The following is a 26,079-nucleotide window of genomic DNA, read 5'->3' as shown; positions in this document are numbered from 1 at the left end:
GAGATCAACATGGACCCACGTCGGCTGCATAGCGTTATTCCTCCCTATATCCTTCGTCGCATCATTGACCAGGGCTCCGAGCTGCAAAAGCGCTGCGCCCAACAAACGTTAACCCATGTGCAAACGCTGATGGCGCATAGCCACGGGAAACCCAGCGCGCCGCAGGCCACTTCGCGTGGCGAGCTGATACGCGACATTTATGATGCTCAACAAAAAGAGACACTGCCGGGCGAACAGGTGCGTTATGAAGGTCAGCCGTCAAATGGCGATGTGGCGGTTGATGAAGCTTATGATTACCTCGGCGTCACGCATGATTTTTTCTGGAAAGCGTGGAAACGAAACTCGCTGGATAACCAGGGTCTGGTGCTGAGCGGCACGGTACATTACGGGCATGAATATCAGAACGCGTTCTGGAATGGTCAGCAGATGGTGTTTGGCGATGGCGACGGGGAAATTTTCAACCGTTTTACCATCGCCATTGATGTGGTAGCGCATGAACTTAGCCACGGCGTCACAGAATCGGAAGCGGCGCTGATCTACTTTGAGCAGTCCGGGGCGCTGAACGAGTCGTTATCGGATGTGTTCGGCTCGCTGGTCAAGCAATACCACAAGCAGCAAACAGCGGAACAGGCGGACTGGATCATCGGTGAAGGCTTGCTGGCAAAAGGGATTAACGGCAAGGGCTTACGCTCAATGTCTGAACCCGGCACCGCATATGATGATGAGTTACTCGGCAAAGATCCGCAGCCCGCGCATATGGATGCATTTGTGAAAACCCGGGAAGATAACGGCGGCGTCCATCTGAATTCCGGCATTCCTAACCGCGCGTTTTATCTGGCGGCAACAGCAATTGGCGGTTATGCGTGGGAAAAAACCGGTTACGCCTGGTACGATACCGTCTGCGATAAGTCGCTGGCGCAAAATGCGGATTTTGCCGCCTTCGCGAAGCTGACCATCAAGCATGGCGAGAAACGTTCCGGTAAACAGGTGGCGGCGGCTATCGAACAGGCCTGGAAAGATGTCGGAGTATTATGATGAACGAACCCGAATTAACCGACGATGCGGTGGTCGAGCTAGCCCGTGAAGGCGGGTTGGCTTTTATCCCGAAGCTCGCGGGCACACGGCGCATTGTGATTGCCCAGCTCAGCGCGGAGCAGCGCCAGCGTCTGGTCGACATCCTGCACCAGGCGCTGCCGCTCGGGCAGCAGCCGGGGAAAACCGATTCGCCGGGACGCGGCGATCAGCGCTTTTACCGATTGCAAATCACCTGGACTTCACAGCAGCCAGACATGCTATTGCTGATCCCAGAAAGCAAAGCGCCACCGTCGTTTGTCGAACTGTGGCGCGAAGGTGAAGCCTGTATCTGCAAGCCCTAAAGCGGTGTAAATTCCACGCGCTTTTTCGAAATCAGCCCGTGACCGTGCTGGCAAAAATAGTCCACCGCACCACAGGCTTTCAACACCTCCAGAGGCTGATGGCACTCCGGGCAGGACGCCTGCACTTCAATATCTTTATCACAGCCGTAGCAGTGAGCGTGTGTTCCCACCAGCTCCAGCGGGTTGTGGCATGTCGGGCATTTAAGATCCATAACGCACTCCTGATAATGACGCTTTCGCACTGGCTCAATCATACACCGCCAGAAGCGAAAAACCCGCCAGCGGCGGGTTAAGTGAACGGTTACTTACCTTTCTTGATGTGCTTGATCAGGCGCTTACGCTTACGCAGCTGGTTCGGCGTCAGGGTGTTACGTTTGTCAGCAAACGGGTTTTCCCCTTCTTTGAACTGGATACGAATTGGCGTACCCATGACTTCCAGCGATTTGCGGAAGTAGTTCATCAGATAGCGTTTATAGGAGTCCGGCAGATCTTTCACCTGGTTGCCGTGGATCACCACAATCGGCGGGTTGTACCCCCCGGCGTGGGCGTATTTCAGCTTGACGCGGCGACCACGCACCAGCGGTGGCTGATGATCTTCTGCCGCCATGTTCATAATGCGGGTCAGCAGCGCGGTACTTACACGACGCGTTGAGCTATCGTAGGCTTCGCGCACAGATTCGAACAGGTTGCCCACGCCGCTGCCGTGCAGCGCAGAGATAAAATGCACGCGCGCAAAGTCGATAAAGCCCAGACGGTAGTCCAGCGTCTCTTTCACCTGCTCTTTCACTTCCTGGCTCAGGCCGTCCCACTTGTTGACGACAATCACCAGTGAGCGGCCGCTGTTCAGAATGAAGCCCAGCAGCGACAGGTCCTGATCGGAAATGCCTTCGCGGGCATCGATCACCAGCATCACCACGTTGGCATCTTCAATTGCCTGCAACGTTTTGATTACGGAGAACTTCTCAACCACGTCGGTGATTTTGCCGCGCTTACGCACGCCCGCCGTATCGATAAGTATGTACTCACGTTCATCGCGCTGCATCGGAATGTAGATGCTGTCACGCGTGGTGCCCGGCATGTCGTACACCACCACGCGGTCTTCACCGAGAATACGGTTGGTTAGTGTGGACTTACCGACATTCGGACGCCCAACAATCGCCAGCTTGATCGGCAAATCCTGCGGGTTGAAATCGTCTTCCGGCTCTTCTGCTTCGCCGTTTTCATTCGCTTCGAACTGCGCCCAATATTCCGCTTCTTCATCCACCTCTTCCGGTGGGTTCAGCTCATCCATCCACGGCATCAGCACGTGTTCCAACAAGCTGGTCACACCGCGTCCGTGAGAAGCGGCGATAGCGTAGATATCTCCCAGGCCCAGCGAGTAGAAATCAGAAACAGCTTGATCCGGGTCCAGACCGTCAGTTTTGTTCGCCACCAGGAAAGTCGGTTTTTGACGAGAACGCAGGTGCTTAGCGATGGCGGTGTCGGCTGGCATCAGGCCCGCGCGGGCATCTACCATAAACAGCACCACATCGGCTTCTTCAATCGCTAACAGCGACTGTTCCGCCATGCGCGTTTCCACACCATCTTCCGTGCCATCAATACCGCCGGTATCGATACAGATAAATTCGCGGCCTTCTACTTCAGCACGACCGTACTTACGGTCACGAGTCAGACCCGGAAAATCCGCCACCAGCGCATCACGAGTGCGCGTCAGACGGTTGAAAAGCGTGGATTTCCCAACGTTAGGGCGACCGACAAGCGCGACCACAGGTACCATTTTTAAAGCCTCATTACAGAAAATTCATTAGCAAAACGTCGCGGTTTACGCGGCGTTTTAAAAACAGGAAAACGGCCCCTGCAACAGGAGCCGTCTTTCAGAAACGACAACCTCAGCGCGCTTAGCGCGAGAGAGCGTACAGCGTGCCGTCTTTCGCCTGGATCAGCAGTTTGCCATCGGCAACGACCGGCTCGGTCAGGAAACCAGAGCTGTCGACTTTCTGCTGCGCGACAAAGCGCCCGTCGTCAACGTTGATCCAGTGAACATAGCCTTCGCTATCGCCTGTCACAATGTAACCATTATAGAGCGCCGGAGCGGTCAGGTTACGATGCAGCAGATCGCTTTGCGTCCACAGCGTCACGCCACCGTCGGTGGTTAACGCCAGCACGCGATCGTTCTGATCGATGATGAAGATACGGTTGCCGTCGACAACGAAATCGCTCACTGAACCCAATTCGCGTTTCCACATGATCTGACCGCTGCGCAGATCCAGAGCCGTCATGTTGCCGTTATACGCCAGCGCGTACACCACATTATTGACCACTACCGGCGTGGTATCCACGTCGCTCAGGCGGTCGATTTCAGTCGGGCCGTTAGCCTGGGATATACGCTGCTGCCAAATCAGCTGACCCTGTTGCATCAACACTGCGCTAACGCGACCGTTATCACCGCCGACAATCGCCGCGCCAAACGCGGAGGTCGGTGCGGATTCACCGCGCAGAGAGAGCGAAGGCATATCCAGGTTGACGGTCCATTTTACAGCACCATCGGATTCATTCAGCGCCTGCAACTGGCCGTTGCTGGTATGGATCAGCACCAGGCCGTCGGTCACAACCGGGCGGGAAAGCGCTTCACCGGCGACTTTCGTCTGCCAGGCCTGAGAACCATCGCTGGTGTTCAGCGCATAAACCTGCGCTTTTTCGCTGCCGATAAACACATGACCGCCGGAAACGGTCACGCCGCCGGAAAGCTGTGCAGAGCGAGTCGAGAACCAGCCATCTTTTTCAGCCAGATTCACCGACCAAATTTCACGGCCGTCATCAATGCTGACCGCTTTCACCACGCCGTGGCGATCGGCGGCGTAAACCACGCCATCGGCAAATGCCGGATGCAGGTTAGAGTAGAAATCGCCGATACCGTTGCCAACGGAAGTGCTCCACGACGTTGAAGGGGTGAATTGATTTTCAACCGTCGGCAGCGGGGACATTTTGACAACATCTTCTTCGCTATTGAACAGAGAACAACCGCTCAATAACGTGACGGAAAGCAGCCCTGGCAGAAGTAATTTACGCAATTGCATCGGGTCCCTCTTAGATGGACAAATTATTAATTTTCATCTGCATCATTTCACTCAGCGCAGGAGAAGCATTGTTTTTGATGCCGTTTTCCCATGCGGTGCGCGCACCTTGTTTGTCGCCTTTGCTCAGCAGAGCTTCGCCGCGTAAATCCGCAACGATCGCCGACCAGCTTTCACCTTTCACGGCATCCAGCGTTTTGAGCGCCGCGTCTTGCTGCTTCAGTTGTACCTGAACGCGCGCCAGGCGGACATTGATCATCGACTTCAGATTTTCATCCGATGTGGCAGCAAGCCCGTGCTGTAACTGGGCTGCGGCTTTATCCAGCTCGTTCTTCTCAACGTACTGCTGCGCCAGTTTCAGCGAAGCCAGTGCACCGTAAGTGTTTTTGTTGTCAGCCGCGAATTTTTCCGCCGCCGCGAACGAGTCTGACTTATCCGCCTGAAGCGCGGAAACCGCGTTTTCATAAGCCTGCGAAGAGGCTCTGGACGTATCCGCCTGATGGCTGGTCCAGTAGCGCCAGCCAACCAGCGCACCGATACCTAAAACAACCCCAACGGCCAGTGCTTTGCCATTCTCGGCAAAGAAGCGCTTAATCGCGTCTACCTGGTCGTTTTCGTTTTCGTAAATTTCCACGCAGTCCTTCTCCTTAACGATAATTTACCGGGGAGATTAGCCCAGTAGTGTGCGCAAATGCGCCGCAACGCTCTCCTGCGTTACCGTACTCTGCTCACCAGAGCGTAAATCCTTCACCACAACATTACCGTCGGCAATTTCAGATTCGCCGAGCACCAGTGCGACGCGAGCGCCCCACTTATCAGCACGTGCGAATTGCTTTTTAAAATTGCCGCCGCCGTGGTTCATCATCAGCCGTACGCCAGGGAGCGCATCGCGCACCTGTTCGCCCAACAACATGGCTGCGGACTGCGTATTGGCGCCAGACGCCACCAGGTATATATCGACAACGGATTCTGCTTTAAATTCCGGATTAACTGCCTGAACTAACAAAACAAGTCGTTCGAGGCCCATCGCGAAGCCAACCGCCGGGGTCGCGCGGCCACCAAGTTGTTCAACCAGACCGTCATAACGGCCGCCCGCACAGACAGTTCCCTGCGCGCCAAGGCTGGTCGTCACCCATTCGAAAACGGTGCGGTTGTAGTAATCCAGACCGCGCACCAGACGTTGGTTAACGGTATACGCGATACCGGCGGCATCCAGGAAAGCGCATAAGCCAGCAAAGTGTTCACGGGATTCTTCGTCGAGGTAATCACCCAGTTTCGGCGCATCATTGAGCAGCGCCTGAATGTCCTGATTTTTCGTGTCCAGCACGCGCAGCGGGTTGGTATACATGCGACGCAGACAATCTTCGTCCAGCTTGTCTTTATGCTGTTCAAGGAAAGCCACCAGCGCGTCGCGATACGTCGCGCGCGCTTCCAGCGAACCGATAGAGTTGAGTTCGAGAGCAACGTGAGAAGCGATGCCCAGCTCGCGCCACCAGCGGGCGGTGAGCATAATCAGTTCGGCGTCGATATCCGGCCCTTGCAGGCCAAACACTTCCACACCCAACTGATGAAATTGACGGTAGCGGCCTTTTTGCGGGCGCTCGTAGCGGAACATCGGCCCGACGTACCACAAGCGTTGTTCCTGATTGTACAGAAGACCATGTTCGATGCCGGCGCGTACACAGCCCGCCGTACCTTCGGGACGCAGTGTCAGGCTATCGCCGTTGCGATCGTCAAAGGTGTACATCTCTTTTTCAACCACGTCGGTGACTTCACCGATCGCGCGTTTGAACAACGGGGTCTGCTCTACAATCGGCAAACGGATTTCACTGTAACCGTAGCTGCCGAGCACGTTTTTCAGGGTGCCTTCAATGCGCTGCCAGATGGCGGTTTCGCCAGGCAGATAATCGTTCATGCCGCGAATGGCTTGAATATTTTTTGCCACGTTTATTCTCTTTATTGATACAAAAAATGAACCCTCAGGGCGACGACAAACATGGGTCGCGCCGGGCGGGTTCATAATACACGGGAAGCCAGCCTTGGCGGCAACCTTATTTTTCTACCTGCTGCACATCGATACGACGCGCTTCGTCCAGAATTGACGCTTTCGCGCGAATACGGGCTTCAAGCTGGCTAATCATATCGCCGTTATCGAGGCGGTCTTTGCGCACACCGTCTTCGTACAGGCCGCTTTTCTTGTTGCCGCCTGTTACGCCAAGCGTGGAGACCAGCGCTTCGCCCGGGCCGTTAACCACACAACCAATAATGGAAACATCCATTGGCGTGATGATATCTTCCAGTCGCTGCTCAAGGGCGTTAACCGTGCCGATAACATCGAATTCCTGGCGGGAGCAAGTAGGACAGGCGATAAAGTTGATACCGCGCGAACGAATACGCAGCGATTTCAGGATATCGAAACCAACCTTGATCTCTTCAACCGGATCGGCGGCAAGAGAAATACGTAGCGTGTCACCAATCCCTTCTGAAAGCAGCAGCCCCAAGCCAATGGCTGACTTCACCGCGCCTGCGCGTGCGCCACCGGCTTCGGTAATGCCCAAATGCAACGGTTGATCGATCTGTTTCGCCAGCAGGCGATAGGATTCGACGGCCAGAAACACATCCGAGGCTTTAACGCTGACTTTGAATTGATCGAAGTTGAGACGATCGAGATGATCCACATGGCGCATTGCGGATTCGAGCAATGCCTGCGGCGTCGGTTCGCCGTATTTTTCCTGTAGATCTTTTTCCAGCGAACCGGCATTCACGCCGATACGGATAGGAATGTTGTTATCGCGGGCGCAATCAACAACCGTGCGAATACGCTCTTCATTGCCGATGTTGCCTGGGTTGATACGCAGGCAATCGACGCCGTATTCTGCGACTTTCAACGCGATGCGGTAGTCGAAATGGATGTCCGCGACCAGCGGAACATTCACTTGCTGTTTGATAAGTTTGAATGCTTCAGCCGCGTCCATGGTGGGAACGGAAACGCGGACAATATCCGCGCCGACGCGCTCAAGCGCTTTGATTTGGTTGACCGTTGCTTCAACATCCGTGGTGCGGGTGTTTGTCATAGACTGCACGGCGATGGGAGCACCATCGCCAATCGGCACATTACCAACATAAATCCGTTTTGATTTCCGACGCTGAATCGGAGCCTGGTTATGCATGAATGATCTCCCGCGTTGCCCGTCTGTTACTGTGCTGCTGATTGTTCGGCATTGAGGGTCAGACGCGCAACCTGGTTAGTTCTGATAAAACGACTCAGATCAACAGGTTTTCCCTGATACTGGATCTGTACTGCTGACGGTGCGCCAATTTTCAGTTTGTACGGTGCCTGGCCAGTGAGGTTCAGCGTGGCATCTTTACGTTGCAATCCGCTGAACAATTTTTTACCGGTTGCATCGCTCACTTCCAGCCAGCAATCAGCGTTAAAGCTCATTACCAGCGCATTGGTCTCGGCAGGCGCGCCCGCAACACCGGCCTGATCGGTCGGCAACTGCGCACTGTTATCCGCCGTAGCGGCAGGCTGCTGCGTTGCCGGGTCGACATTGGCTTGCGAAGGCGGAACCACTGCGTTCTGGTTAGCGGTATTGGCTGGCACTTGCGTTGCAACATCCGGCGCTTGCGCGGTTACGCCAGGTGCCGGGGTTTCAACCGGCGTTGAAGAGTTGTCTACCGGAGCGGTATTAGTATCGGTGGTATCCAGCGGCACACTCTGCGCGTTGCTGTTTCCAGCATTGAGTTCGGCAGAAGATTGATCGGCCATGGTGCTGATCTCTTCCTGTTGCGCTTTATGGTTCTGCCACCACCAGGCACCGGTAAGGCCAACCACGACAAACAGCACCAGCCAGGTAAAGCTCATCAACCAGCCATCGCGTTTTTTACGCGGTTTGCCCAGCGCGAAAGTCTGCATCGGCGCCACTTTTGCGGCTCTGATCGGCGCTTGCTTTTCGAGAATGGGCAGCAGTTCTTCTTCAGGAATGTGCACCAGGCGGGCATAGGAGCGGATATAACCACGCACAAACGTCGAAGCCAGATCGGCGGGCGACCTGTCCTCTTCGATATCGCGTACCGTGGAGACCTTCAGACACAAGCGTTCGGCAACCGCTTGCTGGCTGAGTCCAAGTTGTTCACGGGCGCTGCGCAAACGTACGCCAGTGGTTTGTACTTCGTTTTGGTCTTGAGTGGCTTCAGTATTCATTCGCTACAACTACTGGTACGTGAAAGTAAACATTCAGGCGCGCATAACTGCATTGCCTACACGCGCCGCGAAAAAACCGGGTCAGTTAAAAGTAGACCCACAGTATAAGACTGTCAGGCTCGTCATAACAGAACAGCTTTCAGCACTTTTTGCTAAGCCGTTGTTCCATCACTACATACTGCCTCAAAGTCAGAAGAAACGCACCGTAATTATTAATGGCCTGTATATGTACAGGCCATATATTCAACATAATCGCAAAACACAGCACATTATTCGTGCCAAATCCTATGCTTACAGCGCTTTGATTTCGATCGGCTCGCCCTGCATACGCTTACGCATCGTACGTTTGGTACGGTCAATCACATCGCCTGCCAACTGTCCACACGCCGCGTCGATGTCATCACCACGTGTTTTACGCACGATGGTGGTAAAACCATAGCTCATCAGCACTTTACAAAAACGATCGATACGGCTGTTCGAACTGCGGCCATACGGCGCGCCCGGGAACGGGTTCCATGGAATCAGGTTGATCTTGCACGGCGTATCTTTCAACAACTCAGCCAGTTCATGCGCATGTTCAGTACCATCGTTGACGTGATCCAACATCACATACTCAATAGTCACGCGGCCCTGGTTGGCGTTGGACTTATCCAGGTAACGACGCACCGCCGCCAGGAAGGTCGCAATATTGTACTTTTTGTTGATCGGCACAATTTCATCGCGGATTTCGTCGTTCGGCGCATGCAAAGAGATAGCCAGCGCAACGTCAATCATATCGCCCAGTTTATCCAGTGCCGGAACCACGCCGGAGGTGGAGAGCGTAACGCGACGTTTAGAGAGACCAAAACCGAAGTCATCCAGCATGATTTCCATCGCCGGAACCACGTTGGTCAGGTTGAGCAGCGGCTCCCCCATACCCATCATCACGACGTTAGTGATCGGGCGGTTGCCGGTTACACGCGCCGCACCAATAATTTTCGCGGCGCGCCACACCTGGCCGATGATTTCAGAAACCCGCAGGTTACGGTTGAAGCCCTGCTGCGCCGTGGAGCAAAATTTACACTCCAGCGCACAACCCACCTGTGAAGAGACGCACAGTGTCGCGCGGTCTTCTTCCGGGATATAGACGGTTTCAACGCGCTGATCGCCTACGGCAATCGCCCATTTGATGGTGCCGTCGGAAGAGCGCTGTTCTTCTACCACTTCCGGCGCGCGGATCTCCGCGACCTCTTTTAATTTGCCACGCAGAACTTTGTTGATGTCAGTCATCTCATCAAAGTCGTCGCAGCAATAGTGATACATCCACTTCATCACCTGATCGGCGCGGAAGGGTTTTTCGCCTAAGTTTTTGAAAAATTCGCGCATCTGCTGACGGTTTAAATCCAGCAGGTTGATTTTTGCATCTTTGTTTGGAACCGTGAGAGCGTCGTTCTCAGGCATGGCAATTTGTTCAGACATAATCTATTCCGGCCTCGTTATTACACGTTGTGGCCCGTGGAGGGTTAAAAAGAAGCGCCCCAGGCAAGCATCGGCTCATCCTGGGGCGCAGCATTGTACAAATTCTGACGCACAGATACCACGTTTGCACGCGGCATTTCACAAATTAAAGTGTAAATCTCGTTACACGATTAACCGGAAATTAACGGGTGCGCGGGCAAACTTCGCCTTCAGCGAAGAAGTAAGCGATTTCACGCGCGGCAGATTCCAGGGAATCGGAACCGTGGGTGCCGTTCTCGGTAAAGCTGTCCGCGTAGTCAGCACGCAGAGTGCCAGCCAGCGCGTTTGCCGGGTTGGTTGCGCCCAGCAGATCACGGTGACGCTGAACGGCGTTTTCGCCTTCCAGTACGGAAACCACGATCGGGCCGGAAGTCATGAACTCGACCAGACCGTCAAAGAACGGGCGACCTTCGTGCTCAGCGTAAAAACCACGCGCCTGATCAACAGTCAGATGCAGCATTTTGGTGCCAACGATGGTGAACCCTGCCGCTTCAAAGCGAGAGAAGATGTTGCCAATAACGTTTTTTGCCACCGCGTTCGGTTTGATGATGGAAAAAGTACGTTCAATAGCCATGTTTACCTCTGTAAGTTGTTCTGTTGCCCTGAATAGGTGTGGCGCGGATTATAAAGAGCAATGCGGGCGTTGCCTATGGATGAAGGTAACATTTTTTTAAAATAAGACGAGTTTGAGCAACACCATTCACTAAACTCGCTATTTAAGTGTTTATTGCACAACGAAGTGCACCGTTGCGACCTGCCCCGCATCATCCATCACCAACAACTGATACTCCCCACTTTTATCAAGTTTCAGGCTCAATAAATGGCTATGCGCCGACAGCGGTTCGCCGTTTAAGAACCACCAGCGCCCGCCTTCCCCGCCGCTGCTTTGCAACGGTAGCAACGCAAACGCCTGGCCGGGAACACGCTTAATGACCGCGCCTTCGCGCACGCCACTCAGTAACAGTGGCGGTGGCGCATTATCATCGCGCGGCGGGCAAACTTTATCCGCCGCCGGTAAACGTGCGGCACGATGTTCGCCCGCGGGCAACCATGGCTCCAGCGGTAACGGCCAGACGATCCAGGTTTTTTGCTGCGCGTCGGGGCAATCTACCGCCACACGGTGCCCTTCGCGGTTAAGCCATAGCGGGAAATTAATGCCGTGTAGCCCTTCTTGCTCCGGCATTAATAGCGTCGGCGGCTGGCTCCCCTCAAGCAACCAAGTGGACAGACGGCGGCGGCAGTTGCTGTCGCCTGGCGATAAACTTTGCCCACCCGGCCAGCAGATCACGCCGCTACTGACCGTTTGTGGTCTGGGGTCGCGTGGCAAGCGCGCGCTTTCAAGCGCTGAGCGCGGCTGCAACAAATTATTGACCTGGTTAAGCAACGGGACTGCGCTGGCAAAACCAAATTGCCCGGCAACAGGCGTACCGTCCGGTCGCCCTGTCCAGATGCCAATCACATAGCGAGCGTTAATGCCAATCGCCCAGGCATCACGGTAGCCGTAACTGGTGCCGGTTTTCCAGGCGAGCGGCACCACCTGTGCTAGCGCATTATCCGGCACTGGCTGAGCTTCGTTTGCCAGAATACGGCGGATAATCCATGCAGCGCCCGGCGACATCAGTCGGCGCTCCACCAGCGGCGCACCCGGCGTCAGACGCAGCTTTCCGGCTTTGCCGTGGCGGGCAAAGGCGCTGTAAGCCGCCGCGATATCTTCCAGCCGTGCGCCCGCACCGCCGAGGATCAATGACAGATTAGGTTCAGCATCCGGCGGCAAGATCAGCGGCAAACCGGCATTGCGCAGATTCCCGGCGAACTTCTTCGGCCCGTAGGCTTCCAGCACCTGCACAGCAGGAAGATTCAGCGAGCGCACCAGCGCCTCACTCATGCTCACCGGGCCGTGAAACCCGCTGTCAAAGTTACCGGGCCGATAATCCCCAACCCGGCGCGGCACATCCTGCAATAACGACGCTGGGTGGATCAGCCCTTCGTCCAGCGCGAGGCCATAAATAAACGGTTTTAATACTGACCCCGGCGAGCGAACGGCGCTGACCATATCGACATGGCTGAAACGGCTGTCGTCGTTAATATCCACCGAACCCACCCAGCCGCGCACTTTCATATTGGTGTGATCAACAACAATCATCGCCAGCGAGCTGCGCGCCGGCAGGCGAGATTTCACACCTAACGCCAGTTCTTCGAGCTGCCTTTGCAGGCTGGCATCCAGCGTCGTTGTCACTTTCAGAGCATTGTTAACCCCCAGCATGCGCCGGGCGAACAACGGCGCCAGTTGCGGCATCTGCCGGGGAGCCAGCCAGACCGGTTCTTCCCGCGACTCTTTAACCTGCGAAACGGGCCAGACGTTTTGCGTCACCATGCGATCCAACACTTTGTCTCGTGCGGCCTGCGCACGTTGCGGCCAGCGGTCCGGGCGCAAACGGCTTGGCGCTTGCGGCAACACGGCTAAGAGCGCCGCTTCTGCATAGCTGAGTTTCGCAGGCGGTTTGCCCAAATAAGCCCAGCTTGCCGCGCCAATGCCTTGCAGCGTGCCGCCAAAGGGCGCGCGGTTGAGATAGAGCGTCAGGATGTCACGTTTAGAAAGGTGCCACTCCAGTTGCAAGGCGCGCCAAACCTGACGAACCTTGCCGCCAAACGTGCGCGAATGCGGGTCAAGCAGACGTGCCACCTGCATGGTCAGCGTGCTGCCCCCGGAGACAACGCGCCCGTAACGCAAATCCTGCCAGGCCGCGCGCGCAATCGAAAACGGATTGATGCCAGGGTGATCCCAGAACCAGCGGTCTTCATATTGAATCAGTGCCTGCAAATAGCGCGGCGAAACCTCTTCGATGGTCACCGGGTAGCGCCAGATGCCGTTGGCATCGGCAAATCTCCACAGCGGTGTTCCATCTTCAGCCACCACCACTCGCGCCGGGTCGACCTCGCTAAGCGGTAATGGCCAAATTTTATCGGCGGCGATAACCGCCAGTACCAACAGCAGGGGCACACCCACCAGCCAGCGCCAGCGGGTGCGAATCAGATATACGATTTTCACGTTACGGCACGATAATCAGCGGGCCGCTGGTCGCACCGGTTGCCCGCCACTGCGGAACATACATGGATTCCACCTGCGGCGCCGGAAGCTGGTAAGTCCCTGGCGTCACCGCTCGCGCCAGATAAACCAGCGTGACCGGCTGGCCTTCATTTACCGGAACCGCTGCCACAAAGCGATCGTCGCGAAACTCCATATGCTGGATATCCGCTTGCTGCATGCGGTTGAGCAACTCCTGCACGTCACTGCCACTCTCCTGCAAACTGGCACTGCTGCTGGCCAGGTTCTGGTTTTCCAGTTCCAGCCCGGCAGGTAACAGATCCACTACCAGCGCATCCGGCACATTCTGGCTGGCCGTCACTTCCAGCCACACCAGCACCAGTTCACCGCTTTTCAGCGATGAGAGGGATTTGCTGTGCCCGTCTGTACCGAGAATGTTGCGTTCAATATGCAGCACATTGCCGGATGGTGTCGGTGCCTGTTCAGGGTAGCCGGCGCTATCGAGGCGCAGCCACAGCGGCGTGCTGCCACTGTTGGTAACCTGTAAGGCACTCAGTTGATCCGCATCGAGATTGCGGGTTTGCGCGCTATCGCCGCCCAGCGCCGCAGCTTCCAGCGAGGTTTGCGCCTGCCATGCTCCGGAACTGTTTTGCAGGTTGCGTCCCGCCATAAACAGCGCGTTGCTCTCCTGCGTTGATAGCCAGCGCTGGCCGTAAGCCTGCTCAGACAGCGTTGCCAGCAGGCGCGGCTGTTCTTGTGGCAACAATTTATTGTCCTGCAACAAAGCTAGCATCAGCGCGTTATCACGCAGTTCGCTGCCGTAATCCGCCAACCAACGGTTAGATTGCGGGCGCGATGTTTTCAGCGCCAGCGCCAGAGACTGTTCGCTGCGCTGCGCATCCCCCATCAGTTTCAGAGCAATGCCCAATTGCATCAACGGCAATGCCGCTTTGGCCTGATCATGGCGCTGCCATATTTCACGCAGTGCTCCCAAAGGTGCTTTTTGCTGGCGCGCCAGCACCAGCCCGGCGTAGCTTTGCACGGCAAATTTCGTCGCCGGAACATCGTCGCTGTAACGCACAGCCATAGCCGCCGGATCCTGCAAGTAACGCAGCAAGCGGTTGTTGGCATTGTTCAGGGCTTCCACCGGAACGCTATACCCCTGCGCCGAGGCGCTCACCAGGAAATCCGTGACGTAAGCCGTTAACCAATACTCTTCCGGCCCGCTCTTATCCCACAGCGAAAAGCCGCCATCGTCACGCTGCATTTGCAGCAAGCGGGAAATACCAATATCCACCGCCGCACGGCGCTGTTCGTCGCTTTCGCCTTTAATGCCCAATGCTTTTAACTGCGCCGCATTGGTATAGAGCGAGGGGAATAACCCGCTGGCCGTTTGTTCAAGGCAGCCGTACGGATAAGCTCTCAGTTCCTGAATGTAACGCGCAATGTTCAGCGGCGGTTTGCCGCTAAGCAGCAAATGCCCCTGCACGGTCGCGGGTGAAATGCCCGCTAAATGCTGCCCCGGCGCACGCCAGCTTTCGCCTGGGTTGAGCATGGCGCCGCTGTTGATGGTCTGCGCGGCAAACGGTGGGCGCACGCCGATTTTCCACTGTTTCTGCTGCGGCGCGAAAGTTTCACCCGGCAGCGCCAGGCCGCTGATTTGCGCGCTGATTTCACCGTCGCCAAAGCCATCCAGCGCCCGCACCGGGATAAACAGCGTGGTGCGTTCCCCGGCTGGCAGATGCACCGGCTGGGGCTGAGCACTTTCCAGTGACAGCAACCCGCTGGCCGTCAACGCGACGTTCAGCGTTTGCGGTTGATCGGTCAGGTTGCTGATGTCCAGCGTCAGGCGTGAGGTGTCGCCGCTACCGAGGAAACGCGGGGTATTGAGTTCAGTAATCACCGGCGCGGCCACCACCACTTTGCTTTCGCTGCTGCCAAAATCATCTGCGGTCCAGGCTTGCGCCATCACGCGCAATTCACCGTTGAAATCGCCAATCGGCAGAGTCACGGTGCCTTCGCCGTTCTCATCAAGTATTACCGGCTGCGCCTGCTGGGCAATAATGGTGACGTGATTCACCGGCGGTTTACCGCCACGGTTCATTTCATCGCCATCTCCGCCAAAGCGCAGTGCGGCAAGACGCCCCTGCCCTTCAATCACCTGCCCGTAAATGTCGTAAATATCCGCGCCGTAGCGCTTTTGCCCGAAGAACGCCTGCCACGGATCCGGCGTCACGTAGTCGGTAATGTTCAGCACGCCGCTGTCCACGGCGGAGAGCAGAACGTTAACCTGTTTTGGTGTTTCGCCGTTTTTCGCCGTCGCTTTTACTTTGACCGCCAGCGGCTGGTTGGGGCGCATTTTGGGTGGCGTATCAAGGGCAATATCCAGACGGCGGTTTTCATCGCCCGTTGGCAGGTGCAACAAGCCAACCGCGCGTTTTGGCGTGGCTGATTTCGATTTATCGCCAGGACGGACCACCAGCGTGCTGATATAGAGATCGTGGCGCTGCCATTTTTGATCGAGGGGAATGCTGAGATCGAGGCCGTCGGCCGGCACGTCAATCGCCTGCCACCACAACGGGCCTTCGCTGGACTCAATCATCGCGTAGCCTTTGCCGGCGGCAGGCGCGGTGACGTGAAGCTTCACGGTATCTCCCGCTGTGTAAGCCGGTTTGTCGAGCTTCATGGTGACGCGATCCGGTCGCGCCGCACCGGCACCGTCGCTGTTGTCCTGCCAGCTATAACCAGCCCAGAAACGCACGCTGCTGACAGTCTCGTTCGGCCCTTTCACTTCCAGGCGGTAAGAACCCCAGTCCACCGGGAAACTGACTTTGCCCGTTTCATCCGCCGCCAGGTTCAGGCTTTGCTCGCCTTCCACCAAATCTTTCTGGTTGAACTGCGACTGCCAGCCTTCACTTTCCGACCAGTTCCAGAAGTAGTCGCGACGTTCACGAATCAAACGCACGTGTAAATCGCTGACCGCTTTTTTCGCGCCAGTGGCATCGGCATAGACAATATCGAATGCGGCGTTTCCGCCTTCGTCGACAATCGGCTGATTGACAGTGGTATCGGTGCGGTAGTCATACACCGCTTTGGAGGCGAACTGCGGGCGAATCCCCGGCAACGATGGCGCAGGCCAAATTGCCTGTTCAGCACGGCGCGTGATCGGGCGACCGCCTGATTCCAGCAAGCTGGCCTGCAAAATCACCTGGAGCGGCGAATGCGTTTCCTGCCACTGGCTTGGGGTTGTGACTTCACCTTTGCCCTGGTTATCCAGCGTCAGGTGGGTTTCATCCAGACTGCGGCTGAGGTTCTCTTCGGCGATATCGCCAAACTGGAAGCCTGGCAACGCTGCAACGGCGTCGCGCAGTGGGCGCAGGAAAAGCTGGCCCTGCAAAGTATTGCCGCTGGCCGGTGCGCCATACAAATAATGACCGTTCACGTTAAAGATCACATCCGCAGCCGGAGCAAGAGGCGTCGGCTGCGGCGTGATATTCAGCGCCATGCGCTCAGGCATAAAATCTTCAACCTGGAAGCCCCAGTCGCGCGACAGGTTATCACCGGTGTTGGCACGGATATGCCACATGCCGGTTTGCGCGCGGGTATCAAGCGCGTAGCTAAAGTGATACAGCCCATTTTGCGGCTGGCTGACCACCGAGCGAATCACCTGCCCGTCCGGTTTCACTACCTCCAGCTTCACCGGCTGTTCTGCCAGCGGTTTGCCGTCGCTGTCGCGCAGCAGGCCATTGAGGATCACCGTTTCGCCAGGGCGATAGAGATCGCGCGGGCCAAACATAAAGAACTGTTTGCTGTAGCCCGGGTCGCCGGAAATGGCGAACTCCGCGAGATCCAACGCCGGAAGTTTCAGATCCAGCAGCGTGGTTTCGCCGTCTTTGCGCGCCAGCACCAGCGCCGCTTCTTTATCGGTATTCAGCGTGGCGTGACCGTCGCCATCGGTGGTGGCCTGCGCCAGGCTTTGCCCTTTTTCATTGAGCAGCGTGACATCAATGCCAGAAAGCGCCGCGCCGTTTTCCAGCCCCTGCGTGAAGATATCCAGCCGGTTATGGTAACGGTGCGCAGAAAGGCCAATATTGCTGAGGGTGAATAGCGTGGCGGCATTGCTGTAGTTGTAATGCCCCGCCTGGTTCATCACCGCGATGTACACCCCGGCCTGTTGCAATGGCTGGATGCTGCTTAACGGCAGCATCAGCTTTTCACGGGTATTGCGCGCGGGTTTGAGATCAAAACGGCCGGTATAAACCAGATCGGCCATTTTCAGTAACGTGTCGGACTCCCAGTTTGAGAGCGAATTGCGGTATTCCCACTGGCTGACAAACGACGCCAGCGATTCCGGCTTCACGCGGTAGAAATTGACGTCGACATTATCGACATTCAGCGCCATGACCGGTAACCCTTCCACCACTTTGCCCGGCAGCAGCGAACCGCGGCTGGCAAAGCCGACGCTCGGCTGCACATCGCGGGTGGTGAGCGTCTTTTCGTCATCTTTGCCAAAGGTGGCTTTGTTAAGCGCCTTCAGGCCGCTATCCACCGACACCAACAGTTCGCGGTTTGGCTCCAGATGACGCAGGCGCAGCTCTTTTAGGTTCGGCGCCAGTTCCCACGCCCCGTCGACTTTGCCGCTCTTTTTGTCCACCAGGTGCACCGTGGAGGCAAAATCCTGATCGGGATCCAGCGGTACAGAGAAAGTCAGCACCAGCGTGGCGGCGCCCTCCAGTTGCACTTCTGAGGCATCCAGCAAGGTTAAAGGTTTCCCTTCGCTACGCGCGGCAAGTTCGGCAAGTTTCGCTTTGTCCGGCTTTGCGGCCTGTGGTTTTTGCGCTGTGGATGACGCCGATGCAGGTTCCGGCGCGCTGGCGGCTGTCGGTTTGTCGTTATTATCACAGCCAGCGAGCGTGAAAGTAGTGAGTAGCGCAAAAGTCAGCGCCGCATAACGTAGCAGTTTCATTCTTTATCCCTGGTTCATCAACCTGTTGAAAGATGCCTGAACATTATTAGTCGCAACGTCGTGAATTACAAAACGGCGGGGCGATTCTGGAAAGCGCCTCGCAAAGCAGATTTTTCCTCATCTCTTCGCGCTGTTAACCCGATCACATCCCGCAACGTAACATGTGACGTTGCGAGTCATTTGTTTTTAAAACAATAAGATAGATGGTGCGAAAGCCTGCCCGGCTGCTAACGTTAGGGTGTCTGTATCCCTTTATACGCGGTGCTAATAAGCGAGAACATTATGTCCAGAGCCGTGAACGCCCTACAAAATTTTGGTAAGTCTCTTTTTGGTCCGGTGCTCATTTTACCCATCGTCGGCTTGTTTATTGCCTTCGGAAATATTTTTGGCAACGGGAATTTAGCGGAATATTTGCCCTTTCTGGGCCACCCGATCATTCAGAACGTTGGCCAGCTCATCGCCAAATCCGCCGTTTCAGTGCTCGCCAACCTGGCACTGGTCTTTGCCGTGGGGATCCCGGTCGGGCTGGCAACACGCGACAAAGGCTATGCGGCGCTGATTGGGCTGGTGACCTTTATCGTTTTTATCAATGCGATGAATGTCACCCTGCAACTACAAGGCGCTCTCGCCCCGGCGGATCAGATGAAAGCCGCAGGTCAGGGCATGGTGCTGGGCGTGCAGGTGCTGGAGATGGGCGTGTTCGCCGGGATCCTCACCGGCGCGCTGTCGGGTTATCTGTACGATAAATACTCCAGCGTGCAGTTTTCCGGGGCGATGGCGATTTACTCCGGTCACTGCTTTGTCGCCATTATCATGTTGCCGGTGTCGATGGTGCTCGGCGTAGTGATGAGCGAACTGTGGCCTTTCGCTCAGCATGGCATCAGCGCGCTGGCGATGGCGATTAAAGGCGCCGGGCCGTTTGGCGTGGCGGTGTACGGTTTTCTTGAACGCATTCTGGTGCCGACCGGGCTGCATCATCTGGTTTATACCCCTTTCCTTTATACCGAACTGGGCGGCACGGCGGACGTTTGCGGTAGCACGTATCAGGGCGCGCGTAATATTTACTTCGCCGAGATGGCCTGTCCCAGTGTCACAAAACTGAGTAGCACGGTGGTATGGGATGCGCGTGGCATCAGCAAAATGTTCGGTCTGCCCGCCGCTGCGCTGGCAATGTATGTGACGGCGAAACCAGAGCGTAAGGCCGCAGCAAAAGCGATTCTGATCCCCGCCGCACTGACCTCGCTGCTGGTCGGGGTCACAGAGCCGATTGAGTTTTCCTTCTTGTTTGTCGCGCCGCTGCTGTTTGTGGTGCACGCCGTGCTGACCGGTATCGGCATGATGCTGTTCTCGCTGTTCGGGGTTCACGCCATCGGCGCGAACGGCATTATCGATTTCATTCTCTATAACCTGCCGCTCGGCACCGAAAAATCGAACTGGCCGATGTACATCCTCGTCGGGCTTGTCATGTTCACCCTCTACTTCTTTATCTTCCGTTTCCTGATCTTACGTTTCCAGATGAAAACCCCGGGGCGCGAGGAGGACGACGAAGAGACGCGGCTGTACAGCAAGCAGGAGTATCAGGCGAAAGGCAATAACGACGCGGTTGGCGAAGCCATTATTGATGGGCTGGGAGGACGGGCCAACATCGAAGTGGTCGACAACTGCTACACCCGCCTGCGCGTAACGGTGAAAGATGTGGCGGCAATCAACGAACCGCAACTGAAAGCCACGGGCGCAAAAGGCATTATCAAACAAGGTAATAACGTTCAGGTGGTCTACGGGCTGCATGTCAAAAAAATGCGAGAAGCCGTTGAGATGTTTCTCTGAAGGAGTCCAGAAATGGTTAAACCCCCGTTTATTTTATCCATCGCCGGTGGCGGCAGCACGTACACACCGGGCATCGTCAAAAGCTTGATGGTGCGGCTGGAAGATTTCCCGCTGGCGGAAATTCGCCTTTACGATATCGACGCAGCCCGCCAGGACACCATTGCGCCGGTGGTGGAAAAAGTGATTCGCGACCACAGCCAGAGCATCAAATTTATCGTCACCAGCGATGCCGAAACGGCCTTCAGCGGTGCGCACTTTGTCTTTGCGCAGATGCGCGTTGGGCAGTACAAAATGCGTGAGCAGGATGAAAAGATCCCGCTGCGCCACGGGGTTGTCGGCCAGGAAACCTGTGGCCCCGGCGGATTGGCGTACGGTTTGCGCACCATTTTGCCGATGGTGGAGCTGATCGATCTGGTGGAGCGCTACGCTGATAAAAACGCCTGGATCGTGAACTACTCCAACCCGGCGGCGATTGTTGCCGAAGGGGTGCGCCGCCTGCGACCGGACGCGCGCGTATTGAACATCTGCGATATGCCGGTGGCGGCGATGCGCAATATGGGCGCGATTCTCGGGGTTGATCGCCATAAGCTGGAAGTCGACTACTTTGGTCTGAACCACTTCGGCTGGTTTACGCAGGTGCGCGTCGACGGCGAAGATCGTCTGCCGGAGTTGCGCGAACATGTCGCCCGTTTTGGCCTGCTTACCGAAGACGCGGCGCAGACGGATCCGCAACATGCCGACCCGTCGTGGGTGAAAACCTGGCGCAACATTAAGCCGATGATGGATCACTTCCCGCAGTATCTGCCAAACCCGTATTTGCAGTATTACCTGATGCCCAACGAAATTGTTGCGCATCAGGATCCGCATTACACCCGCGCGAATGAAGTGATGGACGGGCGTGAGAAAAAGCTGTTTGCCGCGGCCGCAGAGTACAAGCGCAGCGGAATTTTGCCCGATGCGTTCCATGTTGGCGTGCATGGCGCGTTTATTGTCGATGTCGCCTGCTCGCTCGCGTTCAACCTGCGCCAGCGTCACCTGGTGATCGTTGAAAACAAAGGCGCCATTGCCAATTTGCCTTACGACGCGATGGTGGAAGTCCCGGCGTATATCACAAATCATGGGCCGGAGCCGGTACGCATGGGCGCGGTGCCGCTGTTCCATCAAACCTTGCTGATGCAGCAACTGGCGTCGGAGCAACTGTTGGTGGAAGCGACCCTCGAAGGCAGTTACGAAAAGGCGTTGCAGGCGTTCACGCTAAACCGCACCGTGCCGACCATGCAGCATGCGAAAGCGATTCTTGATGAGATGATCGAGGCCAACCGGGATTACTGGCCCGCGCTGCAAAAAGCCTGGGAGAACGGTAAGGAAATATAAAATTACGAGGTTGCTCGCGAGGTTGGCGAAGGTCGCTTGTCGGGTCGTGAAAAAACGTTAACAATTCAGGTTAACGTTGATAACCCGGAGACGACCATGTCCACCTCGTTTTTTGTCGCGGCCGACTGGCTAATAGAACACAGCGATGACCCTGAAATTCAGCTGATTGACGCCAGGATGGCCCCGGTTGGCCAGGAGCATCGCGATATGAAAGCGGAGTATCGCGCCGGGCACCTTCCCGGTGCGGTCTTTTTTGATATCGAAGCCCTTTCCGATCACACCTCACCGCTGCCCCATATGTTGACGCGCCCGGAGGCGTTCGCCGTGGCGATGCGCGAGTTAGGCATCAGCCAGGATAAGCATCTGGTGGTTTACGACGAAGGCAATCTGTTCTCCGCCCCGCGCGCATGGTGGATGTTGCGTAATGTCGGCGTGGAGAATGTCTCAATTCTGGCCGGTGGCCTGGCGGGCTGGCAACGCGATGCGCTGCCGCTGCAAAAAGGTGATGTTCCGCTGCCGGAGTCTGATTTCACCGCCAATTTCGACCCTTCTGTGGTCAAAAAGCTGACCGATGTGCTGCTGGCAAGCCACGAAGGCACGGCGCAAATTGTCGATGCTCGCCCTGCTCCCCGCTTTAATGGCGAAGTGGATGAACCTCGCCCTGGCCTCAAACGCGGCCATATTCCCGGTGCGCTGAATGTGCCGTGGATTGATTTGGTGGTGGAAGGCGAACTGAAAACCACCGATGAACTACAGGCGATTTTCCGCCGCCAGGGCGTTGACCTGCATAAACCGATCATTGCCAGTTGCGGATCTGGCGTGACAGCAGCGGTAGTGATGCTGGCGCTGGCAACGCTTGGCGCTGGCAACGTGACGCTGTATGACGGCTCCTGGAGTGAATGGGGCGCACGCGACGATTTGCCAGTCGAACCGGCGTAAATGGATAACCGACTTGCGCCTTTGCTGACGCGCGGGGAATCGCTTTCCCGCGCCGAATACCGCGTGCTCGCGCACCTGACAGAACATCCGTTGCTGGTTGGCAATATTACCGTGCGCGCGCTGGCGCAAGCGACGTATGTGTCGACCGCCACCATTATTCGCCTGTGCCAGAAGCTGGGGTTTAGCGGTTTTAGCGAATTTATCTGGCACTGCAAACAGTTGTTATCGGATACGCCGCACATTGCCGAGCGGCATAGCGAAAAGACCAGCGAGCTGCCCGCGCTTTTCCAGCAGTTTATGGTCAATTACCAGCACACGTTTCAGTGGGTGACCGAAGAGAGGCGACGCCAGTTCGCCAGCCTGTTGCGTGACCGGGAAAGCTTTTTTCTGTATGGCGCCGGGTTTTCGTATCTGTTTGCCGAGTACCTGACCAAGAAATTGCAGGTGCTGGGGAAAACGGCCTTTATTTCCGGCCCTGGCGACAGCCGCAATATTTTTCTCAGTAATGCCGCGCGCTACCAGGTGTTTATCGCCGTCTCACGCAGCGGCGAAACCGAACAAGTGTTGGATAAAGCGCGTATTGCACGGACGGTCGGCATGACCGTCGTGGCTTTTACTCGCGCGTCAGCGAATTCCCTGGCGGCATTAGCGGATGTGCATTTTGCGTTGTATGACGAAGCGGTGCATTTCGCGGCAGAAGCGGCGGGGATCACCTCGTTTGAATCGAACCTGGTGCTGTTGATGGATTTATTGCTGCTGGAAGCGACGCAAACATAGGCCGAAAAACGCCTGATGGCGCTGCGCTTATCAGGCCTACGGGTTTGTTGTCGGAGTTGGGTCGAATTTGTAGGCCGGATAAGGCGTTAGCCACCATCCGGCACAATCCACGCCATTGCCTGATGGCGCTGCGCTTATCAGGCCTACGAATTGTTCAACGCTTCGCGGGCGTGGGCGGCGCGGATGTAATCGTTGATCAATGCGTAAAGCTCGGCGGATGCGATTTTTTCGCCCTGCGCATTTCTCAATACCTTGCTTAGCATACTTATCGAAACCCGGCGCTTTTTTGGTGTAATGATGAAGGCCCGCAAATACCGGCTAACCGTACTTTTTGGCGGTTGATAACCCTCACGCCAGTACAGATCGATAAACAGCTGACCCTTCCTTTTACCGAAATGGGTATTTTCGATACTCGCCAGCGCGAGCGGCGCACTGAGTTCGTCGCTGGTAATCTGCTGCGGATGCAGCGTAAGTAAGGGATGGCGTATTCGTTTCCAGCTACACCAGCCGCCAAAACCGAAGCTCGCCGCCAGCACCAGCAAACCCACCACAATGATGTCTACCTGATCGATCCTGATGTGCCAGAACCGACTTAACCCCCATAACACTCCCGAACTGATGCCAAAGAGAATGCTTATAACCACAAACCCCCAAACGTTGTTTTTTGGCATCGTCACCACCACGGAATCCATCGCCTGCGCCGCGATGTTTTCCAGCTTTTCCCGGTAAGCGCCGTATTGCGCGGCCAGCTGATTGTTCATTGCGCCGGTCAATACTTCACAAATCGCGTAACTATCCCGAAACAGACTGCGCATCCATGCATAGTCGGCTTCACTAGCGGGGCGGGAAGCCTGCATCAGCAGCGCTTCATCCAGCGTCATAGTTAAATGCGCAATACGCACGCCCGTCGGCGGATGGCTGTCGGTCGGGTGCGCCAGCGTCTGGTCCAGTGACGCGGAAACATCCAGCCCTTTGATGTCGCGCAGCGAATTGTAAAACGTGTCCACCAGATTGGTGGTCCTGAGTTTGCGCTCAAAAAACATCGTCTTTATTACATCGAAATGCGCGTCTAACGCCGGAAGACGCAGCAATGAAGAGGCCAGCGCCCTCGGGGAACTGATACTCGCCCCGAGCGCATCTGCCGCCAGTTCGCGCTCACGGCTCCAGCCATTGACCGTTTCGTGAAACTGGTTAAAGAACCAGACGCCAAGATGTAAGGTCGGATAAAGCGCCAATCTGTCGAGCCAGTCGCTGTTAGTGAGATCGCGGTGGAAATAATCGAGGCTGGTTTCCATGCCGGAATAGAGCCCGGCGAAATGCAGCGTGTAATCCGTGTCGCGGCCGGTGAAGTGTGCCAGTTCATGAACAATAACGGCGGCGACTTCTTGTCGGTTCATCAACGCGGCGTAGGCCAATGGGAAGTAAAGCGTTTTGCCGGTCAGCCTCGCGCCGCTGGCCAGTTGCACCGGGCTTACGGTCACGTAAAAGCCCTCGAACAGGCCAACGACAATGTTATCCGGTGTGAGAGCCTGCGCGCGCTGCGCCAGTTCCCTCACCCAACGCCAGAGCTCCGGCGCGTCTATATCCAAAACCGCCGCGCCATACACCTGCCTGTCCTGCGGCTGAAAAAGCGTGAAGCAGCGTTTGAGCCGCACCAGGCTGCGTAACACCATAAAAATCAGCGAAGCCAGGATTATCCCCGGCAGCAGAAGCACAGTGCCGGGAATAACGGTGGTGTCCTTGAAAGTGAGTACGGATAAGTATTCAGAAAACAGCAGGCAAACCAGGGCAAAACCGATTCCCGACATGAGGGTAACCATCGCGACCGGCAGAATGTTACGACAACGCTTAAACGCGGCGACAAGCTGGTCTCGCGACAAACGCGCTTTTTGCACGCTTCGCAAACATAAAATAACGGCGCTCGTGCTGGCAAACAGCGCGAGCGCCGAAAGGAAGAGGGAAAGGTATGCCAGCCAGAGGCGAGAAATTTCGGTGTGGAGGTTATGCGCGCGCGTTCCCCACTCGATAACCACCCAGGCCTCATTCTCACTGATGCGCGAGCATTGCCATAATGACCAGGCGAGTAACAGAAGCGGAAGACCAAAACAGTAGAACAGGCTTTTTTTATCCATAAAAATTCACCCTGAAAACGCGCGCGCTGCCTGGTAATCAGATAATGCGGTTGGTTTTAAAATCGCGCAGGAAGCTGCCCCAGCGGCGTTCATAGAAGGGCGTAATGTGCGCCATCATAAAGTGGCTGATGCCTTTTTCGCCTTCAACAACCTGACAGATATCGATCGGTTCATCGCCCGGCAGAGTGTCTGTCGCCACGCTACCCGCCGCGTGAATAATCTCTTCGATATCGCCTTCGGCTTCGATACCAATCAGCAGGTTGGCCTGCTCGTCCGCTTTCTCTTTGATGGAGCAGACAAAGGCGCGCTTCACGGTTTTGATGCTTTTAAATAGCGTGGTCAGGGAATCAATCATTTGCGCGGGCGGTTCGGCGACTTCCGACAGCAACAGCGCGGTGCCGCCTTCCAGTATTTCTTGCTGGCTAAGCGGGCTGCCCTCTTCACCGACTAAGTGGCTGATTTCACGCGGGGTGAACTCTTTACCGGTCGGCAGTTTGGCGTTAAGAAACAGGGTTTCGCCAAGGGTCATTTCAAACAGTGTTCGCGCGGGCATCACCACAAAGGCTTGTTCCTCTTCCACCGCTTGTTGCAAGGCTTCGAGCGAGGTAAAGAACGGGATCACCGACGCGCCGTCGTCTTTTTCCCAATGCTGGAGATCGAGTGCGCTGTCTTCAACAATGGCTTCACCTTCCGCCGCGGTGCCGGGTACCCAAACGGTAGATTCCAGCAGGGTGCGGAAAAATGCCGGACGGTAAGCAGGCTCGGTCGCCGCCTGTTCCAGCAGGGTTTCTAATTCATTTTTGGTTTGTGACATAGGTTCTCTGATTCGTTTTATTGCCGGATGGCGGCTACCGTCTTATCCGGCCT

At 56.1% G+C, this 26,079-nt stretch carries 19 protein-coding genes; 6 read left to right on the top strand and 13 right to left on the bottom strand.

What is annotated here, in order from left to right; translation table 11 throughout:
* Nucleotides 1-9: 9 nt before the first annotated feature.
* Both AAEY27_RS06350 and AAEY27_RS06345 read left to right on the top strand, forming a co-directional pair.
* Nucleotides 10-1,035, top strand: a complete 1,026-nt coding sequence (locus AAEY27_RS06350) for a M4 family metallopeptidase (protein WP_342324044.1) — start codon at nucleotides 10-12, stop codon at nucleotides 1,033-1,035.
* Nucleotides 1,035-1,376 carry a protealysin inhibitor emfourin gene (locus AAEY27_RS06345; protein ID WP_342325483.1) on the top strand — a complete coding sequence of 114 codons (342 nt, stop codon included), beginning with the start codon at nucleotides 1,035-1,037 and terminating at the stop codon, nucleotides 1,374-1,376. Before AAEY27_RS06350 ends, AAEY27_RS06345 begins: the two co-directional genes overlap by 1 nt.
* On the opposite strand, the gene AAEY27_RS06340 is transcribed toward AAEY27_RS06345, so the two are convergent.
* From AAEY27_RS06340 to AAEY27_RS06290, 11 genes are all read right to left on the bottom strand, one after another.
* The gene (locus tag AAEY27_RS06340; protein ID WP_342324043.1) at nucleotides 1,373-1,588 is read right to left on the bottom strand and encodes a zinc ribbon domain-containing protein; all 216 of its coding nucleotides are present in this window, start codon (nucleotides 1,586-1,588) and stop codon (nucleotides 1,373-1,375) included. The two genes, AAEY27_RS06345 and AAEY27_RS06340, sit on opposite strands and share 4 nt — an antisense overlap.
* 89 nt (nucleotides 1,589-1,677) lie before the next feature.
* Complete coding sequence (der, locus tag AAEY27_RS06335) at nucleotides 1,678-3,153, bottom strand: ribosome biogenesis GTPase Der (RefSeq protein ID WP_342324042.1); 1,476 nt, start codon at nucleotides 3,151-3,153, stop codon at nucleotides 1,678-1,680.
* 121 nt (nucleotides 3,154-3,274) lie between these two features.
* Complete coding sequence (gene bamB / locus AAEY27_RS06330) at nucleotides 3,275-4,453, bottom strand: outer membrane protein assembly factor BamB (protein ID WP_342324041.1); 1,179 nt, start codon at nucleotides 4,451-4,453, stop codon at nucleotides 3,275-3,277.
* A 10-nt stretch (nucleotides 4,454-4,463) separates the two neighbouring features.
* Nucleotides 4,464-5,084 (bottom strand): YfgM family protein, encoded by a 621-nt coding sequence (locus AAEY27_RS06325; RefSeq protein WP_342324040.1) that lies wholly within the window; start codon nucleotides 5,082-5,084, stop codon nucleotides 4,464-4,466.
* A 36-nt stretch (nucleotides 5,085-5,120) separates the two neighbouring features.
* Complete coding sequence (gene hisS / locus AAEY27_RS06320) at nucleotides 5,121-6,395, bottom strand: histidine--tRNA ligase (RefSeq protein ID WP_342324039.1); 1,275 nt, start codon at nucleotides 6,393-6,395, stop codon at nucleotides 5,121-5,123.
* A 106-nt stretch (nucleotides 6,396-6,501) separates the two neighbouring features.
* Nucleotides 6,502-7,620, bottom strand: a complete 1,119-nt coding sequence (gene ispG, locus AAEY27_RS06315; protein WP_342324038.1) for a flavodoxin-dependent (E)-4-hydroxy-3-methylbut-2-enyl-diphosphate synthase — start codon at nucleotides 7,618-7,620, stop codon at nucleotides 6,502-6,504.
* A 26-nt stretch (nucleotides 7,621-7,646) separates the two neighbouring features.
* Nucleotides 7,647-8,654, bottom strand: coding sequence for a cytoskeleton protein RodZ (gene rodZ / locus AAEY27_RS06310; RefSeq protein WP_342324037.1), 1,008 nt, complete (start codon nucleotides 8,652-8,654; stop codon nucleotides 7,647-7,649).
* Nucleotides 8,655-8,945: 291 nt separating this feature from the next.
* On the bottom strand, nucleotides 8,946-10,112 hold the full coding sequence (locus tag AAEY27_RS06305; RefSeq protein WP_342324036.1) for a bifunctional tRNA (adenosine(37)-C2)-methyltransferase TrmG/ribosomal RNA large subunit methyltransferase RlmN: 1,167 nt from the start codon (nucleotides 10,110-10,112) through the stop codon (nucleotides 8,946-8,948).
* A 181-nt stretch (nucleotides 10,113-10,293) separates the two neighbouring features.
* The gene (ndk, locus tag AAEY27_RS06300) at nucleotides 10,294-10,725 is read right to left on the bottom strand and encodes a nucleoside-diphosphate kinase (protein ID WP_342324035.1); all 432 of its coding nucleotides are present in this window, start codon (nucleotides 10,723-10,725) and stop codon (nucleotides 10,294-10,296) included.
* 150 nt (nucleotides 10,726-10,875) lie between these two features.
* Nucleotides 10,876-13,200 (bottom strand): peptidoglycan glycosyltransferase PbpC, encoded by a 2,325-nt coding sequence (gene pbpC / locus AAEY27_RS06295; RefSeq protein ID WP_342324034.1) that lies wholly within the window; start codon nucleotides 13,198-13,200, stop codon nucleotides 10,876-10,878.
* A 1-nt stretch (nucleotide 13,201) separates the two neighbouring features.
* Nucleotides 13,202-18,163, bottom strand: a complete 4,962-nt coding sequence (locus tag AAEY27_RS06290) for an alpha-2-macroglobulin family protein (RefSeq protein ID WP_342324033.1) — start codon at nucleotides 18,161-18,163, stop codon at nucleotides 13,202-13,204.
* Between the two features lie 282 nt (nucleotides 18,164-18,445).
* Between AAEY27_RS06290 and AAEY27_RS06285 the strand changes: the two genes are divergently transcribed.
* From AAEY27_RS06285 to AAEY27_RS06270, 4 genes are all read left to right on the top strand, one after another.
* Nucleotides 18,446-19,990 (top strand): PTS transporter subunit EIIC, encoded by a 1,545-nt coding sequence (locus AAEY27_RS06285; protein ID WP_342324032.1) that lies wholly within the window; start codon nucleotides 18,446-18,448, stop codon nucleotides 19,988-19,990.
* A 12-nt stretch (nucleotides 19,991-20,002) separates the two neighbouring features.
* Complete coding sequence (locus AAEY27_RS06280; protein ID WP_342324031.1) at nucleotides 20,003-21,364, top strand: 6-phospho-alpha-glucosidase; 1,362 nt, start codon at nucleotides 20,003-20,005, stop codon at nucleotides 21,362-21,364.
* 96 nt (nucleotides 21,365-21,460) lie between these two features.
* Nucleotides 21,461-22,303 carry a 3-mercaptopyruvate sulfurtransferase gene (gene sseA, locus AAEY27_RS06275; RefSeq protein WP_342324030.1) on the top strand — a complete coding sequence of 281 codons (843 nt, stop codon included), beginning with the start codon at nucleotides 21,461-21,463 and terminating at the stop codon, nucleotides 22,301-22,303.
* Complete coding sequence (locus tag AAEY27_RS06270; RefSeq protein WP_342324029.1) at nucleotides 22,304-23,080, top strand: MurR/RpiR family transcriptional regulator; 777 nt, start codon at nucleotides 22,304-22,306, stop codon at nucleotides 23,078-23,080.
* A gap of 143 nt (nucleotides 23,081-23,223) precedes the next feature.
* Here the strand turns inward: AAEY27_RS06270 and AAEY27_RS06265 are convergent, their stop codons facing one another.
* Complete coding sequence (locus AAEY27_RS06265; protein WP_342324028.1) at nucleotides 23,224-25,212, bottom strand: M48 family metallopeptidase; 1,989 nt, start codon at nucleotides 25,210-25,212, stop codon at nucleotides 23,224-23,226.
* Nucleotides 25,213-25,249: 37 nt separating this feature from the next.
* On the bottom strand, nucleotides 25,250-26,026 hold the full coding sequence (gene sseB, locus AAEY27_RS06260) for an enhanced serine sensitivity protein SseB (protein ID WP_342324027.1): 777 nt from the start codon (nucleotides 26,024-26,026) through the stop codon (nucleotides 25,250-25,252).
* Between the last annotated feature and the right edge of the window lie 53 nt (nucleotides 26,027-26,079).

The organism is Kosakonia sp. BYX6 (assembly GCF_038449125.1).
GTDB classification, from domain to species: Bacteria; Pseudomonadota; Gammaproteobacteria; order Enterobacterales; family Enterobacteriaceae; genus Kosakonia; species Kosakonia calanthes.
Note: the sequence above shows the minus strand (reverse complement) of the source record. Positions and strands in the feature narration are given on the sequence as shown.

Excerpts from the sequence above, each read along its gene's own strand:
- bamB (WP_342324041.1), bottom strand. The coding sequence starts at position 4,453 with ATGCAATTGCGTAAATTACTTCTGCCAGGGCTGCTTTCCGTCACGTTA.
- AAEY27_RS06265 (WP_342324028.1), bottom strand. The coding sequence starts at position 25,212 with ATGGATAAAAAAAGCCTGTTCTACTGTTTTGGTCTTCCGCTTCTGTTA.
- der (WP_342324042.1), bottom strand. The coding sequence starts at position 3,153 with ATGGTACCTGTGGTCGCGCTTGTCGGTCGCCCTAACGTTGGGAAATCC.
- sseB (WP_342324027.1), bottom strand. The coding sequence starts at position 26,026 with ATGTCACAAACCAAAAATGAATTAGAAACCCTGCTGGAACAGGCGGCG.
- AAEY27_RS06350 (WP_342324044.1), top strand. The coding sequence starts at position 10 with ATGGACCCACGTCGGCTGCATAGCGTTATTCCTCCCTATATCCTTCGT.
- rodZ (WP_342324037.1), bottom strand. The coding sequence starts at position 8,654 with ATGAATACTGAAGCCACTCAAGACCAAAACGAAGTACAAACCACTGGC.
- AAEY27_RS06290 (WP_342324033.1), bottom strand. The coding sequence starts at position 18,163 with ATGAAACTGCTACGTTATGCGGCGCTGACTTTTGCGCTACTCACTACT.
- AAEY27_RS06285 (WP_342324032.1), top strand. The coding sequence starts at position 18,446 with ATGTCCAGAGCCGTGAACGCCCTACAAAATTTTGGTAAGTCTCTTTTT.
- AAEY27_RS06345 (WP_342325483.1), top strand. The coding sequence starts at position 1,035 with ATGAACGAACCCGAATTAACCGACGATGCGGTGGTCGAGCTAGCCCGT.
- AAEY27_RS06340 (WP_342324043.1), bottom strand. The coding sequence starts at position 1,588 with ATGGATCTTAAATGCCCGACATGCCACAACCCGCTGGAGCTGGTGGGA.
- AAEY27_RS06305 (WP_342324036.1), bottom strand. The coding sequence starts at position 10,112 with ATGTCTGAACAAATTGCCATGCCTGAGAACGACGCTCTCACGGTTCCA.
- AAEY27_RS06270 (WP_342324029.1), top strand. The coding sequence starts at position 22,304 with ATGGATAACCGACTTGCGCCTTTGCTGACGCGCGGGGAATCGCTTTCC.
- sseA (WP_342324030.1), top strand. The coding sequence starts at position 21,461 with ATGTCCACCTCGTTTTTTGTCGCGGCCGACTGGCTAATAGAACACAGC.
- ispG (WP_342324038.1), bottom strand. The coding sequence starts at position 7,620 with ATGCATAACCAGGCTCCGATTCAGCGTCGGAAATCAAAACGGATTTAT.
- AAEY27_RS06280 (WP_342324031.1), top strand. The coding sequence starts at position 20,003 with ATGGTTAAACCCCCGTTTATTTTATCCATCGCCGGTGGCGGCAGCACG.
- ndk (WP_342324035.1), bottom strand. The coding sequence starts at position 10,725 with ATGGCTATTGAACGTACTTTTTCCATCATCAAACCGAACGCGGTGGCA.